The organism is Bacillus oleivorans, from assembly GCF_900207585.1.
Lineage (GTDB): Bacteria > Bacillota > Bacilli > Bacillales > JC228 > Bacillus_BF > Bacillus_BF oleivorans.
In genome coordinates, this window is the sequence record NZ_OAOP01000008.1 from 106,265 (window position 1) to 120,806 (window position 14,542).

Below are 14,542 nucleotides of genomic sequence, written 5' to 3' on the forward strand. Positions count from 1 at the left end.
AAACAGGACTGTTATTCAAATGGATATTGGTATGCAATATGCCCTTTTCTTCCGGTCGTAGTTTCTGCTTGTGATAGCGAATTTAAAATCGCTTCTTCAGTTGCTTCGGCCGCACCCATAAATAACTGATTCAAAATAGGATGATCATCGCGCAGCTGTCTATGATTTTCAGTTACATGAGAGGAGAAATGATTTGTCTTATTCGCAGTTGAGAAAGCAATTACTATATCCCCGCTGCCATGACTATAATGGCTTCCTGTTCTTCCTAGACCAATACCACACCGTTTAGCTAGCCTTTTTAATTGGCGGTCACTCAATGGGGCATTAGTTGCCAGTACCATCATAATCGACCCATCTGCCGGTTTCTGCAAAGCCATCTCATCCTCTGCCTTCACTGCTTGATAGCGCACCGTTTGGAATTCTTCTTTTTTGCCAAAATTGGTGACAACTAAAGACCCTATTATGTATCTTTCTTCACTTTTCTCATCTTGAATCTGACGGGAAGAGCTCCCAACTCCACCTTTATAGCCAAAGCAAACCATTCCTTTTCCGGCGCCGACAGCCCCTTCTTGGACTATGGAATCTGATGCTTTTTCGATCGCTTCTATGGCATGTTCAGGTTTTACAGGCAAAAGTCGAATAGAATTTAGAAGACTGTCATTACATTCCCCTACGACAATATTGATAGTTCCTGTTGTTTCCCCTATTTCAGGATTGTCAGCTAACATATATTGGAGCGTACCATGGGCAACAGCAGGAACAGCAAAAGTGTTGGTTAACATAATAGGAGATTCAATCATTCCTAATTCATCGATTTGTACGAGCCCCGTTGTTTTCCCGAAACCATTGATCACATAAGAGGCCGCAGTTACCTTTTCTTTAAAAAGATTTCCGCCATGCGGAAGTATCGCTGTTACTCCCGTACAAGCATACTCTCCCCTTTGATCTTCAATCGGGTAATCTAATGTGACATGTCCCACCTTTACACCTTCCACATCCGTAATACAGTTTTTCGGCCCAGGTTGCAGCCTGCCAATCGAAATACCCCGTTCTCTTATTTTCATACCTTCTGCTCCTTTACTCCTATTTTTATTGATACTTTTATTCTACCAACTATTGATTCATTTTCATCATAAATATAACAACCCGGAACTTGTAAAAGTGCCGGGTTCGATAAACTCCCTATTAAGATGATGTATTCATCCGCTTTTCAGCTGATTGGTACTGAATAGTGACTTCCTTATGTCCAATAGCTTTTGCCAGTCCAAAGACAGGCATATTCGCATAAAAGCATTCGTATTTTCCAGGAGACAGTTGGTACGTTTCATGATATATTCCCACTGCTTTGGATTGACTCACTTTTTTATAAAAATGCCTCCATGCCTTTAAATGGATAGGGCCTCTTGCATATGCCTTTAAATCCTCGAACGATTTCCAATACTGGACTAGTAGAATAGTTCTGAAATTCACTGTCATTTCAAGGGAGCGAAAGCCTAATTCTTTACGTGTATAAAGCTCCTTTAACATTGCAGGCATTGCCATAAAAACCGGCCACCATTGATGGATTGCCCACCATTTATTCACCCTCATGCCAATTAAAAAGATGACAACATCCTCCCCCGGCTGCGCCATAAAACGGCCCGCATGCACCTCTTTGCCCATTAAGCTCACTCCTCACTTTTTTTCAAAAGTTTTTCAATGCTTACTTCACACCACTCTAGAATTGCCTTAGTTGTCCGTTGACCATAATCCAAAGTAATCAGCCAAAACATAGCATCCTCTGCATCATCCTGATCCGTACGGATTATTTTTTCAATCCCCAAATAAGTGTTAAGACGTTCCTGGAGCTTTTCTTGATACGAGCGGATTTGTTTAACCGCCGAATCAGAAGCCTGATGTCTGCTAAAAAAGAGTTTGAGTAAAAGCTCATTTTTTTCAGTAGGAATGATTGATATTGGCTCCTTTAGCCATTCTTGCAGTACCTGTTTTCCTGTTTCAGTAATTTGATACTCTTTTTTATCCGGCAATCCTTCCTGACTGGTATCCTCAACAGTAGCCAGCCCCTCCTCTACAAGCCTTTTTAGGTTCGGATAAATTTGGCCATAACTAATTTTCCAGAAATGCGAGATACTCTGATCAATCATCTGTTTAATGGCATATCCAGTCCGACATTTTGTTGTGAGCATCCCTAATAGCACATATTTTGTATAATTTTCTTTTGCCATAGAAGGTCTCCTTATATCTCTTTGATATATATCTTTTAGATATATAATATGACATTCTGTTTTTTATGTCAACATTTTCCTAATAAAAAAGGGATTTCCGACGAATTTATAGGACATGGATTCCGTTATTTAAGATAAATAGGGGGATTTTTGAAATAATAGGACATAGGTTCCGTTATTAGGCGAATTCACTGCTATTTTTTGCTGAATTTTGTGAAATAGCGGATTGTATGTCCGCTTCGTCCATTCAAGCCAGAGTTTTTTTACAAATAACGGATCCTATGTCCTTTACTTTAAGGGTTAATATCAATTAACTTCGATCGGACTGTAAACCCGAATTCAAAATTATGATTCCTCGGCAAAATCAAAAAAGGGACCAAAAAATTGGCCCCTTTCTACCTCCTACATTCCATATATTCAGTCTGCAAACCGCTCAAAAAACTCTAGAATTTTCCGGTCTACCTTGATTTCATTTTCTTTCTTCGAGAAGCCATGCCCTTCATCTTCTAGAACAAGATATTCCACATCCCTGCCCTTTGCTCTTAATGCGTCTACAACCTGGTCCGATTCGGCTTTGACCACACGGGGGTCATTCGCCCCTTGAATGACCAGCATTGGTTTAACCATTCCGTCTAAATGAGTAATTGGCGAGTCTTCTGTTAGCTTATCTTTATCCTTAACGGGGTCACCCACCCATTGGTTCATAAATGGCTTCCAAAACTCTGGAACTGATTCGTAGAATGAGAATAAGTTGCTGACGCCAAAAATATCAACAACGGCTTTAAAGTAATCAGCATGTCGGCCATGAAGGAGCAGCGCCATATATCCGCCATAGCTTCCGCCCATTAATAAAATTTTATCACGGTCGGCATAGCCATTTTTAATTAGCCATTCGAGACCCTCAATGTTATCAAGGCGCGGACCATGCCCCCAGTCTCCTTCTACCATTTTCATAAACGTAAGGCCATAGTTCGACGAACCGCGGAAGTTAGGAGCAAAAATCGAGTAACCGCGATTAACAAGAAATTGGAATCGAGCCCTGAACCATTTTCTCTCTAATGATTGCGGTCCTCCATGCGGCCAGAGGATCACATGACCGTTCGAGTTTTCTTTTTTTGCTCTAAAGAAAAGAGCTTCAATTTCAAGTCCATCAAAAGAGGGATACCTTAACACTTCTGGCTCAACAAGATCTTCATCTTTTACGCCTGGCACCCGGTAATGAGTAAGCTCCTCCCAAGTACTTCCCCGATCAGTTGATTTAAAAATATTAAATGGTCTTGTCGCATCTCGACCCAGTAAATAAAGGTTTCCGCTATCCATGATTGCTGCCTTTACGATGACACTGGTCGGTGCTTTTAGCTGTGTTAGCTTGCCACCTGCTAAATCATATTGATATAACCGGTCTTCAACCCCATAGGACCCAACTAAATAAAGAAGGTTATCTTTTTTACTGTATTTGACATCAGAAAAATCTTCACCTTCTACTTCAAGGACTTTAGAAAACTCTTTTGTCTCTAAATTAAACTTAGCTAAGTAGGAAAGATCAGCATCATAGTCCGTTAAAAAGTAGATTTCATTTTCCGATGTATAGACCAATTGGGATACTGTATGCTGTTCAGCGGTTTCTGGTGTTAATAATAAATCTCCGTTATTAGTATGAACATAAGCAAGCGAATATGTATTGCCGTAATTTTTAACATAAACAAGACTGCTTTCATCAGGGCTGACTGCAGCAATAAAAGTAGGTGCTTCCTTACCTTCTAAAATCATTTTTTCTTCGCCGGTTTCGAGGCTGTAAACATAAGAATTTAAAAATCGGGGATTATACTTAGTTCCTGTATAATAGAGGCGTTTGCCATCTTTTGAAACGCTCGCTAGGAAATGACGTTCCTTCTCTTGCACCCGGACAGGCACCAATTCTCCTCCATGCGGCTGAAGCGCATACAGCTGTGTATTTTCATCCCCATCCTGATCAAACCCAACTATAATAAAATCGCCCGTTTTCGCATAATGGAGTGCTTGTGCACTCTGATCTTTAAAGGTGAGCTGATAAGGAAATTGATTCGGCAAATCCATTGCCCATAAATTATAATGACCGCTTAAATTCGTACTGAAAACCAGCTGCTTTTCATCAGGACGAACCGTAAAGTCCTGGATTAAAAGTGTTCGAAAAAATTGCTCCACATCCGGTTTCGGAAACTTTATCATTGACCCCACTCCTTTTTTTAAAAAGTACTACTATTCTAGCATATTTGTTGAATAGTAGTGAGAGGTTGTTTCTAAATTTTAGAAAATTATTATATTTTAGGAAAATAATCTTTGGAATAAGGATTATATTTATAAGAGAGGTTTTTTACTAGTTTTGTGGAATATAAGGAATGTGAAACTCAATCTGGAGGGTGCAAAATGACTGAAAGTGAACATATTAAAATGACAGAAAAGGCGATTGATTATATGTATCAGTATCTGGACAAAGAAATAACAACAGAGGAGATTGCTGCTCATGTTGGCTATAGTACATACCATTTTATCCGTATTTTTAAAGAGGTTACTGGTATCACGCCCCGTCATTATTTGTCTGCTCTCCGCATCGAATCAAGTAAGTTTCTTCTCTTACATTCAACAGATTCCAATTTAAAAACTCTCCTCTCGATCGGTTTCCGCAGCATGGGCTCATTCTCGAGTCGCTTTAAGCAATACGTGGGCTTATCACCCAAATCATTTCGTAAAAAAACAAGCACCTATGCTCAGCAACTGCAGAAGTATCAGGAAAAGGGCGGCAGCACAATAGGAGAGAATATCCGAAGAGTACCTTATGTGACTAGTTATATCGAAGCCCCTGCCTCCTTTAAAGGACTAATATTTATTGGATTATTTCCTAGGCCGATTCCTGATCAGCGTCCAGCAGTTGGAACAGCCATTAAACATACCCAAAAATATTGTGTGTTCTCCGAAGTTCCAAAGGGAGAATACTATGTTATGGCAGCAGGTCTTCCATGGGGACTTAATCCTAAAAATTACATTATATCAAAAACGTCGCTTCGCGGAAAATCAGATAAAATCATTGTTTCCGAAGATTCCAACATAGAAGTAAAAATAGAATTGCGTGAGCCGCTGCCTTTTGATCCGCCGATCTTAATAAATCTTCCATATTTATTATTTGAAAATGATAAAAAGTCATAACGGTCAGCAAACTAGAAGAAATTTTTCAAATGATTTTGCATTACTATTAAGTAAAAATGAAAGGACTGATTACAGATGAACACTGTTGACTTAGAACAGCAAATCGAACAGCTTGAAGCAGAAATACATGAGAAAAAGATTAAACTTGCCCAGATGCGAAAGGCAAAAGCTGAGAGACCTGTACAAAATTATGCATTTTTAAACCCGGATGGAGACACTGTTTACCTATCGGACTTATTTTGCGATAAAAATGAATTGATCGTTATACATAATATGGGAAAAGCTTGTTCCTATTGTACGATGTGGGCAGACGGGTTCTCAAGTCTTTACCATCACATTGCCCGCAAGGCCGCTTTTGTTTTGGAATCACCAGATGAACCAAGTGTATTGGGTGATTTTGCCGCGGAACGACGCTGGACCTTCCCGGTGGTATCCTCTCATAGTCAAACCTTTAAGGAAGATGTCGGTTTTGCCAAGGGAAAACAGTACATGCCTGGAGTTTCCGTTTTTCGGCGTGATCAGGAAGGCAGAATTTTTCAAGGCGCAACTGCCCCATTCGGTCCCGGAGATGATTATTGTATAGTCTGGCCATTATTTGATTTACTTCCATCTGGCTATGAGGACTATCGTCCAACTAAAGATTTAAATGATCGTGCCCCTTTCCGGCTGACTCATAATATCGCCGTTCAGGTACAAGATTACGAGAAGGCTCTTGCTTTCTATCAAAATATAATTGGCATGGCGCAAGATAGAGTTATCGCAAATGAGTCAAGGTTAAGCTTAGGCGGAACCAACTTTTATATTGAAAAAGCAGCCGAACAAGTCGAACCAGGCCAAGTTTTCTTTGAGTTATCCGTAAGTGATTACCAAGAAGCAAAAATGAAATTAATCGAAGCAGGATGTAAGATAACCAAGGTATTCCATGAGAAAAGCGAGATGTTTCAAGACCCATATGGATTGAAGTTTCACTTGTTCCAAGGAACTAAATAAATGTATGGTCTTTCCCCATAGCTAAACCTTTATTTTTAGAAAAGGAGAGCATTTATGTTAAATGAAATATGTGCATTAACAATTAAAGTGAAAGATATCCAAGAATCCCTTTATTTTTATTCCGAGTTGCTTGGCTTTCAAGTATCCAAGTACTATGGTGAATCCATAGTAAGCTTACAGCATAAAGATCTTCCAATCATACTAGAGAAAGCGAATGACCTTCATTTACCTCCTAAAGGGAATGTGCTTCCTGCACTTGTTTCGGAAAAATTAGATGAAGACATTCAAGCACTGCGTGAAAAAGGAGTTACAGTAATATTTGATGAACCAAAACCGTGTCCGCCAGGAAGGTACACTGTGATTGAAGATCCAACTGGCAATCAGATTGAAATACTGGAATTTTCTAAGTAAGAAAATCTATCGGTACTGGATGATTTCGGTACCGATTTTTCAAGATTAATAAAGGTGGAGTTTTTAATGATTTATGAAATGACAATCCAAGTACGGGTTCAGGATTTTACAAAAGGACTGTACTGGTATACATCATTCCTTCAAAAAGAACCTGATTTTATCCCGCACGAAGGGTTTGCAGAATGGGAAATCATTCCTAAATGCTGGCTTCAAGTCGCTCAAGGGACCCCAGCAAAGGGAAGCGGGCCATTTCGAGTTGGAATTGATCAGCTTGAAGCGGAACGAAAAAGACTTGTGGAGGAATTAGGGGTTGATTATTTTGAAATTGAGTCAAGACCTGAGGTACCCGTCAAATGGGCAACATTTTCTGACCCATGGGGAAATCTGATTGGGCTGTTTGAATACATAACGAAAGAGAACTAGGAAAATTCTTTTCTTACAAGAGGGAAAAATGATTCACATTATAAAAGAGCCTATTTTCTTTAATGGAAGAGGCTCTTCGTACTCTTTCTATCCATAATACTTATCAAAAGCAGACGCTCCCAAGAGCATCGCAGGATAAATGCCCTTCCAGGCCTCCAAAACGGTTTCCCCTTTATAAGCTATAATTCTCGGAGATTTCACATATGTACCAGGAACGAGGCTAGCTTTTTTACATTCGGCGGTACCTGTCCACTCCACTTCAAATTCAACCGGACCTTCGACTTTAAATGGATTTATTTCCTTGAATCTTTTAACTGCCCGAAACGCTTTTTCCTTTATTTCTTTATGGGCTCTTTCCAGTGACAAACACCTTGCTGCGAACCGATTTATCGAATATTTAACAACAGCAGTTTCAATGTCGCCGATAGACTCTTGGGCTTCAGCCGCTAAACAGTCATCCCCAGAAACCATTAAAACAGGAACATCGTAGTATCCTGCGATTGCACCAAAAAGCTCCAATTCTCCAATTGGTTTTCCATTCATCCTCAACTCATACATCTCAGGACCAAAATACGATTCATTTCCAACTCCATGTGAATGTCCAACTTTTGCGTGAAGACCAATAAAAAATAAACCATCAGCTTGGTCTATTTGATGGACCATACTTAATTCCTTTGTCGATCCCCTAATTATATCCGCTCTTGGATCCAATTCTTCATATATTAAATTTAAACTATTCCAATGAGCATCATTCACCACGACTTCAGTGGCTCCTGCTTCAAAAGCGCCTGCAATCGCAACATTAACATCCATCGTCATCAGTTTGCGGAAATGCTCCCATTCTCGGCCTTTGTAATGCATTTCCTCAGAACTGACAATGCCTGAAATTCCTTCGCCATCGGCACAAATATAAATTCTCATCATTCCACCTCCAATAAAACTGTAACCTATTATACTGTATAATTTCTCCATGTTGTGGTGATAATCCTTTTATGAAACAATCATAGGCCGACATATTGAGGTGATTTAATTGAAAATAAAAAACAAAAGAGCCGGAAAAAATACTGCGATTTTATTTGCAGTATCCATCATTGTTTCATCCCTGTTTTTTCAAGGTCTCAAATATCTTCCGCTTCCTATATTTATTTTGATTTTGGCTGGGGTCATTTCAGTTCTGATTAGTATTAAAATTTATCTTACATATTCAATCCGAAAATATATAGCCGCGAGAGGTCGAAAAATAGAAAAGTAGTATATTTATTTAAGATCATTTATTGCCCTAATTTGAATTGGCTGCTTTGTTTGATGTTTCTTTTAAGTTAGCAAGCAATGAGAGAACTGACCCTACTGCTTGTATCCAGCTTCCATTCACTTCGAGGGACTGAGATAAATCATCATGATTTTTTGAGCTAAATGAATACCTGTCCTTTTTTTCCTCTAATTTATAAATTCCGCCAAGTGCCTGCATGGCATTCCCGAGCATTTGTAATAAGTTTCCTGATATTTCAAGGGGCAAAGAATCATCAGGTTCCTGATCTAACTCATAGCCAAATGCAGTTGCTGCTCCCAAAGATTGCATCCAATTTCCCGTAATATTTAATCTTTCTCCAATATCACCTTCAAATTCGATTACTAAACCGGCAACAACAGTGACATTACCAATAGCTTGTATTTCATTGCCAACCCTTTCATAAAACTCATCTTCTCCATCGGCTACAAGTGCATTTCCAGTGGCTTGCATAACATTGCCCCATAAGCTAAAAGCTTCTCTCCATTCACTGGGAAGTTTTTGTATAGGAGTACTGCCGATAGCAGCGATAACCGTTCCGATGGCTTGCACCCATGCTCCAAATATTAATTTGTCTTGTTCTTCCATCTGACAACCGCCCAATTCAGAGAATAATACTCAGTATATGCAAAAGGGCAGGTAAAGTTGGCATGAAGTCATTAATCAGAGGAAAAGAGTCCCATCTGCCAATAGAGGGACTCTTTAATAATTTAACCACGGACTAGATGATTGTTGTCTATTTCTTCTTTCAGCTCGGTGGATTAGTTCATCTAACTTTCTAATTGCAGTATTCAATTCTCCACTTGAAAGCTGTCCATTTCCATACATAGCAAGTAATATCGCATACGCTATGGGACGAGTATCCACGTTCACATTCACGTTTACATCAACGTCTGAATTACCGCTTTCTCGGACGGATAAATCATTTGTATTCCAAATCTGATTAAGGTCTCCCTCGTTGATTCTTGAATTGCCTAAAGGAAATCCCATATATACCATCTTCCTGACTAAAGTGGGTGGGCTTGTCCAACCCACCCATCGGTTATCCTTTTATTCAAAGGTTTAGTCTTGTTCTTGCTCTTGCTCCTGCTCTTGTTCTTGATCTTGCTCAGCTTCAGCACGAGAACGAACTTTTGCTTGAGTTTTTGCATCTACATTAACTTCGAGATCTACTTTAGCGTTGCCGCTGTCTTCGATTTTGTTGTCGACATTAATGTGGATGTCATTTTGGTTTTTGCTTTTGCTTTCGCTATCGCTTTCACTATCACTTTTTGACTCGTTGTCAATCTTATTTTTGACTAGAGCTTCTGCTTCAGCTTCTGCTTCTGCCTCACCGCCATTACCACCATTGCTGCCTGCAAACCATGGTTTTAAACTCATAGATGTTTTCACCCCTTTCTTTTATCTACATTATCTATATTCATCTAGACATTACATGTAGAGGGCAAATACTCTGATACAAATGTGGATTTTTCAATATATTTAATAAGAGCAGATCCGCTCTGGACCTACTCTTTTGATTATTAATCGAATATTCGAAGCAACTTTTATATATTAATAAACCATATTTACATCATAATAATATTTAAATTCTAATAAATTATTGGACGGATCGATTAAAAAAAAAGTTAAATGTTCTTCCTGTCTTCCTTCAAACCTTACCATCGGTTCTGTAAAAAAAGGGAGATTATGTCTAATGGCATACTCTAGAGTATCATTATATTCCTGTTTTTCTAAAAAGGTAATGCCAAAGTGACGAGGATACATTTTCGGTTCATTATCTATTTCATCGGGGCCCAAATGACAAACAACCTGGTCACCAAAAAAATTAAAGGTAACTCGATCATCATATCTTCTGGCCAGCTGACATCCTAATTTTTCGTAAAACTCTACTGTATCATCCAAATCCTTGCACGGAATAGCGAGATGAAACACTTTATTTGTATTTCTCATGGGATACCTCCATTTATTTTTCTTTCGATTGATGTTTGTCCCAGCGATAAAATGTTTGTACACTGGGTATTTGCTTTAACCTAATCTATTCCGATTAGTCACGAAAGGTTTAAATAGGGTAAGCCTATATTTTAAAATTTTCATCTGCAAACCTATTTGAATGAATTCTGCTTTCGAACTAATCGTCGGCAGTTTGGAGGTCAGATGTTTAACCGTTTGCAATTGCTTGTATCTCCACCGATCCCATCACCTACGGCAATCTGACCGCAAAGGTTTAGCAGCGGTGCTAACCTGATATTCAAATTTAAAATATTTCCCCTAAAAAAAGAGGAGCCATTCTAAAAAAGAATAGCCCCTCTTTTTCTATTTTTATTGGATCTGAATCTGCTGTTCTGCTTCCATGTTATTTGATTTCACTCTAATTGTGATTGTATCAGCTTTTAAAGCGGTCAGTTCATTGGTAGCGGTATTAAATATAGCCGCATACTGGCCAGACTTTTTGGCCTGTTCCAATTCAGTCCCTGTGCCCACAAAGACATTTTCACTGCCTTCCCAAATAACGGACGCAGGATAACTTAAAGGAAAATCTAAATTACCTGACTGATGACCAACCGCATTAATCGTTAAAGTCTCACCAGCAGCAAGAACAGTTTTTGCATCTAATGTTATCGATTCTAATAGCGGACGGACCTCTGCTTGAATCCAATCTGTACCATTGATACGGCCGTTTGCTGCTCCATTTTCCGGACCATTCGCCTCTTCAGGTACAGGTGTCGGATCCACTCCGAATAGGGTCCATGCATAAAATCCGCCAGCATCAGCCGCACCATAAGGGGCTTTTCCAGCTGCCCCAGTCACCATATATGGAACGCCTTCTACCCGTTCTACGTGAACTGTATGAGCATGGCCGCTGATGTAAATCGTGCCTTTTCCGCCTGATTTCTTCCTAAATTCGGTTAGCCATCTCTCCAATAGCTCGGCCTCTTTGCGATCAGATAACTGACTATTTTTCGTAGGCAGCGGATCACGTGTTGGATGATGTCCTAGTACTACGACATTTTTAATGGAAGGATCTGAAGCGGCTTCTTCCAAAGACATTTTTAATTCAATTAATTGCTGAAAATCACTTGTCCGGAAGCTGCCTGTCGCCGAATCTAAAAGTATAAACCTTGTTCCCTTATGATCAAAGCTATATCGATTTTCACCAAATACCTCTAAGAAATTATCCAATGAACCTGAGCCTGCAATTTCATGGTTCCCAGGAGTATAGTAGATTGGAAAAGCGTATCCTACCTCTTCCTCAAGCACCTGTTTGGCAAAAACAAAATCTTCTTTCCAGCCAGTGTCAACCAAATCGCCATTAATAACTAGAAAATCAGGGTTTTCAGCAACTATTTGGCGAAGTGATTCGCGCGCCATCTCCACCTGCGGGCTATTTGGAGAGCTTGCGACAAATTGACTGTCAGAAAGAACAGCAAATTTCCAGCGTTCACCTTCAATGATCTGATTCTGAAGAACTAGCGGATCTTCACTGCTTTCTTGTTGTTCAGGCATGTCAATGGTAGGCGGAACTTTAATGGTCAATTGGTCAAACACTAATTGTCCTGTGTATTGCTCATTTCGATTTGTTTCTACTGGATAGATTCGATATAACTGAACTGGATAACGAATCCCTTCTGGAAGAGAAGTTTCAACGTATCTCCATCCAGTCCAATTTACTTCGTTCGCTAAAGTTAATGTGTAATTAGTATTGGAGGCATCGGTTATAACGGTTCGGAGCCATGCCCCCTTTCCATCCCCTTTGACCCAAAGACCCATCTTTTGCACATCCCCAGGAAGATCCAGTCTTGGTGAGGCTTGCAGGTAAGCTGCTCGTGTTGCCGTAGTGGTTGAAAAATCATAGTTTAACTGGATTCCATTCCCTTCTCTGCCTTCAGCTACTTCCATTGAAGCCCCGACATTTGCCGGATATTTGGTAAACGTCCAGCCTGATTTGTCCTCAAAATCTGCAATTTCAACGGTAGCGAGCCCAATCGTAACAGGCAGATGGAATTCCTTATTTAAAACCTTAATCGAAATAAGGGTTGAACCTCCATCCTGTTTAGGAGTGACTGTAAAACTTCCATCGTCATTTGCTTCAACAGCAACTACTGATTGGTTGTAGCTTAGATCTGTATCTCGTGCTTCGATCGGTGCAGAATAGCCATTTTGATCATAGCCAACTACAGAAAAGCTGCCATTTCTGCCCATTTCAAGGCCTAGATAGGATTCGGATGCCTCAATTCGATCCAATTCTCCAAGAACTGTGACCTCCAAAGTTCCTTTCGAAGCTTGGATTTGAGCTTCTGCTACTGCTGAACCAGATTTTTTCGCCCGAAATACCCCGTCTGCCTCAAATTTGCCCACATCAGCTGGGAGGGCTTGCCATCTGATATCCTCTACTTCAACTGGGAAATAATTTTCATCGTAGCCTAAGCCTACAAAGGTTCTGCTTAAACCAGGGAACACTCGATGGCTGCCTGCCTCGTTTGACGCAGTTTCGACAGCAAAGCCTTTAAGCATACCGCTGCCAGGTTCTACAAAAATACCAATACCATTTGGTACAGAACGCTCTGATCCATCAGAAGGGTTATTAACGACTTCCGCATTCTCGTAACCCGGCATTCTCGCAACCATTGTCGAGGAACCCCCGCCATCAATATTTAGTGCTTGGTACGCACCATATTCCTTCATTAATTCTGCCATTTCCTTAATCGTCATACCGCGACTGTCGGTTTGTCTTCCGTCTACTAATACTAGAATCATTGTTTGACCATCTTCTGAAAAACCGACAGCTGTTCTTGGAGCTGTTGTACTGTCATCCAAGTTTGCCGGAACTTCTCCGTTATCTACTAGTTTAATGTTACCGCCTATCGCAAATTTCATGAGGGTATCACTATTTACTCTTGGTGCATATTCAACGGTAACTTCATCCCCTATAGATAGTTGCTTTAATACATTTGCCCCCTGATCACGCCCGACAAGCACGTATGTATTTTCTGGAATCTCGCCGCTGCCAACTTGATCAGATACAGTTGCTACTTTATTATTTTGAATCGTTACTTCATAGACTGGATTTCCGCTTGCCGGTCTTTGCGCTTGGCCCCATACAGTCGTATAAAGTCCAATTCCATTAGCAGGAATACTAGATTGATTGAGAGCAGCAAGAGGAACATCACCTGTAGGCAATTTTACAGTTCCTTCTAGAAAAACGTTCGCAATTTGACCTAAACCTTGGTTATCGACACCCGCTGTCAACGTGTGTGAGCCTTGTGGACCTTTTAATAAGGTACCTTCCTGAATCATCGTTCCTGACGGAGCTTTTGTATTATTAATATCAAAAAAGTCTCCATTGACACCTGCTACAGCTCCAGAAAGGCGAGCCATTTCTGAAAGAGGTCTTGCTGATGTTATCACTCCCGGAAATAATAGGTCTGCAGTCACTTGGCCGTTCGCCAATTGAACGGTCAGTACTTCACCATTTAGCCAGCCCCGGGCATCAAACCTTTCAAAAGTGGTTAACTCAATTCCAGGACCAATAGTTTTTGTATATTCATCTGAAATGAGTGTTGGCCCAGCTGGTCCAACGGTTACAGTAGGTTCTGTTCGATCTGAGGATGACGAGCGTACATCAGATATTGGATTTCCAGCTGTTTCTGCATGCACACTTGTGAAAAAGGCTGTCATGGTCATGACAAAAACTAATAAAATCATCAGCCACCTTTGTCGTTTCATTACATGTTCCTCCTCTAATTAATAAAAATAATAGATTAAAGAACCTATATCCTCCCTTCCTCTAGGTCAATTATTTTAAATCCTAGCAAAGGAATGTAAATCTTAGTTAAATTTCCCTTTAATTTTCCTATTGCTATTATCTTAAAGAATCTAGACTTTGATTTTAATAGGAAAAATAGAGGATTATATTCGGCTTCAATTATGGATAAAATCTAGTTTTTACATAAAAAAAGAACAATATCAGGATAAAATTCCCATATCGTCCTTCGTTTTCTTGATATTCTTCTTGTGTTTT

The 14,542-nt window shown here is 39.9% G+C and carries 14 protein-coding genes and 1 pseudogene; 5 read left to right on the plus strand and 10 right to left on the minus strand.

The features are described 5' to 3' along the window. Positions 1-11: 11 nt before the first annotated feature. The 4 genes from CRO56_RS16580 to CRO56_RS16595 all read right to left on the minus strand — a co-directional run bounded on the left by CRO56_RS16580 (position 12) and on the right by CRO56_RS16595 (position 4,433). On the minus strand, positions 12-1,064 hold the full coding sequence (locus CRO56_RS16580; RefSeq protein WP_097159747.1) for a DmpA family aminopeptidase: 1,053 nt from the start codon (positions 1,062-1,064) through the stop codon (positions 12-14). Between the two features lie 121 nt (positions 1,065-1,185). Continuing rightward, positions 1,186-1,662 carry a DUF4188 domain-containing protein gene (locus CRO56_RS16585; protein WP_097159748.1) on the minus strand — a complete coding sequence of 159 codons (477 nt, stop codon included), beginning with the start codon at positions 1,660-1,662 and terminating at the stop codon, positions 1,186-1,188. A 5-nt stretch (positions 1,663-1,667) separates the two neighbouring features. Beyond that, a complete protein-coding gene (locus CRO56_RS16590; protein ID WP_097159749.1) occupies positions 1,668-2,225 on the minus strand; it encodes a PadR family transcriptional regulator in 558 nt (185 codons plus the stop codon). Positions 2,226-2,642: 417 nt separating this feature from the next. Then, positions 2,643-4,433 carry a S9 family peptidase gene (locus tag CRO56_RS16595; protein WP_097159750.1) on the minus strand — a complete coding sequence of 597 codons (1,791 nt, stop codon included), beginning with the start codon at positions 4,431-4,433 and terminating at the stop codon, positions 2,643-2,645. Positions 4,434-4,631: 198 nt separating this feature from the next. Between CRO56_RS16595 and CRO56_RS16600 the strand changes: the two genes are divergently transcribed. From CRO56_RS16600 to CRO56_RS16615, 4 genes are all read left to right on the plus strand, one after another. Then, positions 4,632-5,408, plus strand: a complete 777-nt coding sequence (locus CRO56_RS16600) for a helix-turn-helix transcriptional regulator (RefSeq protein ID WP_097159751.1) — start codon at positions 4,632-4,634, stop codon at positions 5,406-5,408. A 75-nt stretch (positions 5,409-5,483) separates the two neighbouring features. Beyond that, positions 5,484-6,398, plus strand: a complete 915-nt coding sequence (locus CRO56_RS16605; protein ID WP_097159752.1) for a DUF899 family protein — start codon at positions 5,484-5,486, stop codon at positions 6,396-6,398. A gap of 54 nt (positions 6,399-6,452) precedes the next feature. Continuing rightward, positions 6,453-6,809, plus strand: a complete 357-nt coding sequence (locus CRO56_RS16610; RefSeq protein WP_097159753.1) for a VOC family protein — start codon at positions 6,453-6,455, stop codon at positions 6,807-6,809. Positions 6,810-6,875: 66 nt separating this feature from the next. Then, positions 6,876-7,232, plus strand: a complete 357-nt coding sequence (locus tag CRO56_RS16615; RefSeq protein WP_097159754.1) for a VOC family protein — start codon at positions 6,876-6,878, stop codon at positions 7,230-7,232. An 87-nt stretch (positions 7,233-7,319) separates the two neighbouring features. On the opposite strand, the gene CRO56_RS16620 is transcribed toward CRO56_RS16615, so the two are convergent. From CRO56_RS16620 to CRO56_RS16645, 5 genes are all read right to left on the minus strand, one after another. Continuing rightward, on the minus strand, positions 7,320-8,153 hold the full coding sequence (locus CRO56_RS16620; RefSeq protein WP_179714317.1) for a M55 family metallopeptidase: 834 nt from the start codon (positions 8,151-8,153) through the stop codon (positions 7,320-7,322). Between the two features lie 358 nt (positions 8,154-8,511). Next, entirely contained in the window at positions 8,512-9,108 is a 597-nt protein-coding gene (locus tag CRO56_RS16630; protein WP_097159757.1) for a DUF6944 family repetitive protein, read from the minus strand. 114 nt (positions 9,109-9,222) lie between these two features. Continuing rightward, positions 9,223-9,510 (minus strand): hypothetical protein, encoded by a 288-nt coding sequence (locus tag CRO56_RS16635; RefSeq protein WP_097159758.1) that lies wholly within the window; start codon positions 9,508-9,510, stop codon positions 9,223-9,225. Between the two features lie 72 nt (positions 9,511-9,582). Beyond that, a complete protein-coding gene (locus CRO56_RS16640; RefSeq protein ID WP_097159759.1) occupies positions 9,583-9,900 on the minus strand; it encodes a hypothetical protein in 318 nt (105 codons plus the stop codon). A gap of 174 nt (positions 9,901-10,074) precedes the next feature. Continuing rightward, positions 10,075-10,473, minus strand: a complete 399-nt coding sequence (locus CRO56_RS16645; protein WP_097159760.1) for a VOC family protein — start codon at positions 10,471-10,473, stop codon at positions 10,075-10,077. 141 nt (positions 10,474-10,614) lie between these two features. Between CRO56_RS16645 and CRO56_RS16650 the strand changes: the two are divergent. Then, a pseudogene (locus CRO56_RS16650) lies at positions 10,615-10,751 on the plus strand (IS1595 family transposase); the annotation flags it as partial. A gap of 91 nt (positions 10,752-10,842) precedes the next feature. Here the strand turns inward: CRO56_RS16650 and CRO56_RS16655 are convergent. Then, entirely contained in the window at positions 10,843-14,247 is a 3,405-nt protein-coding gene (locus tag CRO56_RS16655) for a phosphodiester glycosidase family protein (RefSeq protein WP_097159761.1), read from the minus strand. Between the last annotated feature and the right edge of the window lie 295 nt (positions 14,248-14,542).

Bases quoted from the DNA above. Each gene is read 5' to 3' on its own strand.
- CRO56_RS16580 (WP_097159747.1), bottom strand. From the start codon at position 1,064: ATGAAAATAAGAGAACGGGGTATTTCGATTGGCAGGCTGCAACCTGGG.
- CRO56_RS16585 (WP_097159748.1), bottom strand. From the start codon at position 1,662: ATGGGCAAAGAGGTGCATGCGGGCCGTTTTATGGCGCAGCCGGGGGAG.
- CRO56_RS16590 (WP_097159749.1), bottom strand. From the start codon at position 2,225: ATGGCAAAAGAAAATTATACAAAATATGTGCTATTAGGGATGCTCACA.
- CRO56_RS16595 (WP_097159750.1), bottom strand. From the start codon at position 4,433: ATGATAAAGTTTCCGAAACCGGATGTGGAGCAATTTTTTCGAACACTT.
- CRO56_RS16600 (WP_097159751.1), top strand. From the start codon at position 4,632: ATGACTGAAAGTGAACATATTAAAATGACAGAAAAGGCGATTGATTAT.
- CRO56_RS16605 (WP_097159752.1), top strand. From the start codon at position 5,484: ATGAACACTGTTGACTTAGAACAGCAAATCGAACAGCTTGAAGCAGAA.
- CRO56_RS16610 (WP_097159753.1), top strand. From the start codon at position 6,453: ATGTTAAATGAAATATGTGCATTAACAATTAAAGTGAAAGATATCCAA.
- CRO56_RS16615 (WP_097159754.1), top strand. From the start codon at position 6,876: ATGATTTATGAAATGACAATCCAAGTACGGGTTCAGGATTTTACAAAA.
- CRO56_RS16620 (WP_179714317.1), bottom strand. From the start codon at position 8,153: ATGAGAATTTATATTTGTGCCGATGGCGAAGGAATTTCAGGCATTGTC.
- CRO56_RS16630 (WP_097159757.1), bottom strand. From the start codon at position 9,108: ATGGAAGAACAAGACAAATTAATATTTGGAGCATGGGTGCAAGCCATC.
- CRO56_RS16635 (WP_097159758.1), bottom strand. From the start codon at position 9,510: ATGGGATTTCCTTTAGGCAATTCAAGAATCAACGAGGGAGACCTTAAT.
- CRO56_RS16640 (WP_097159759.1), bottom strand. From the start codon at position 9,900: ATGAGTTTAAAACCATGGTTTGCAGGCAGCAATGGTGGTAATGGCGGT.
- CRO56_RS16645 (WP_097159760.1), bottom strand. From the start codon at position 10,473: ATGAGAAATACAAATAAAGTGTTTCATCTCGCTATTCCGTGCAAGGAT.
- CRO56_RS16655 (WP_097159761.1), bottom strand. From the start codon at position 14,247: ATGAAACGACAAAGGTGGCTGATGATTTTATTAGTTTTTGTCATGACC.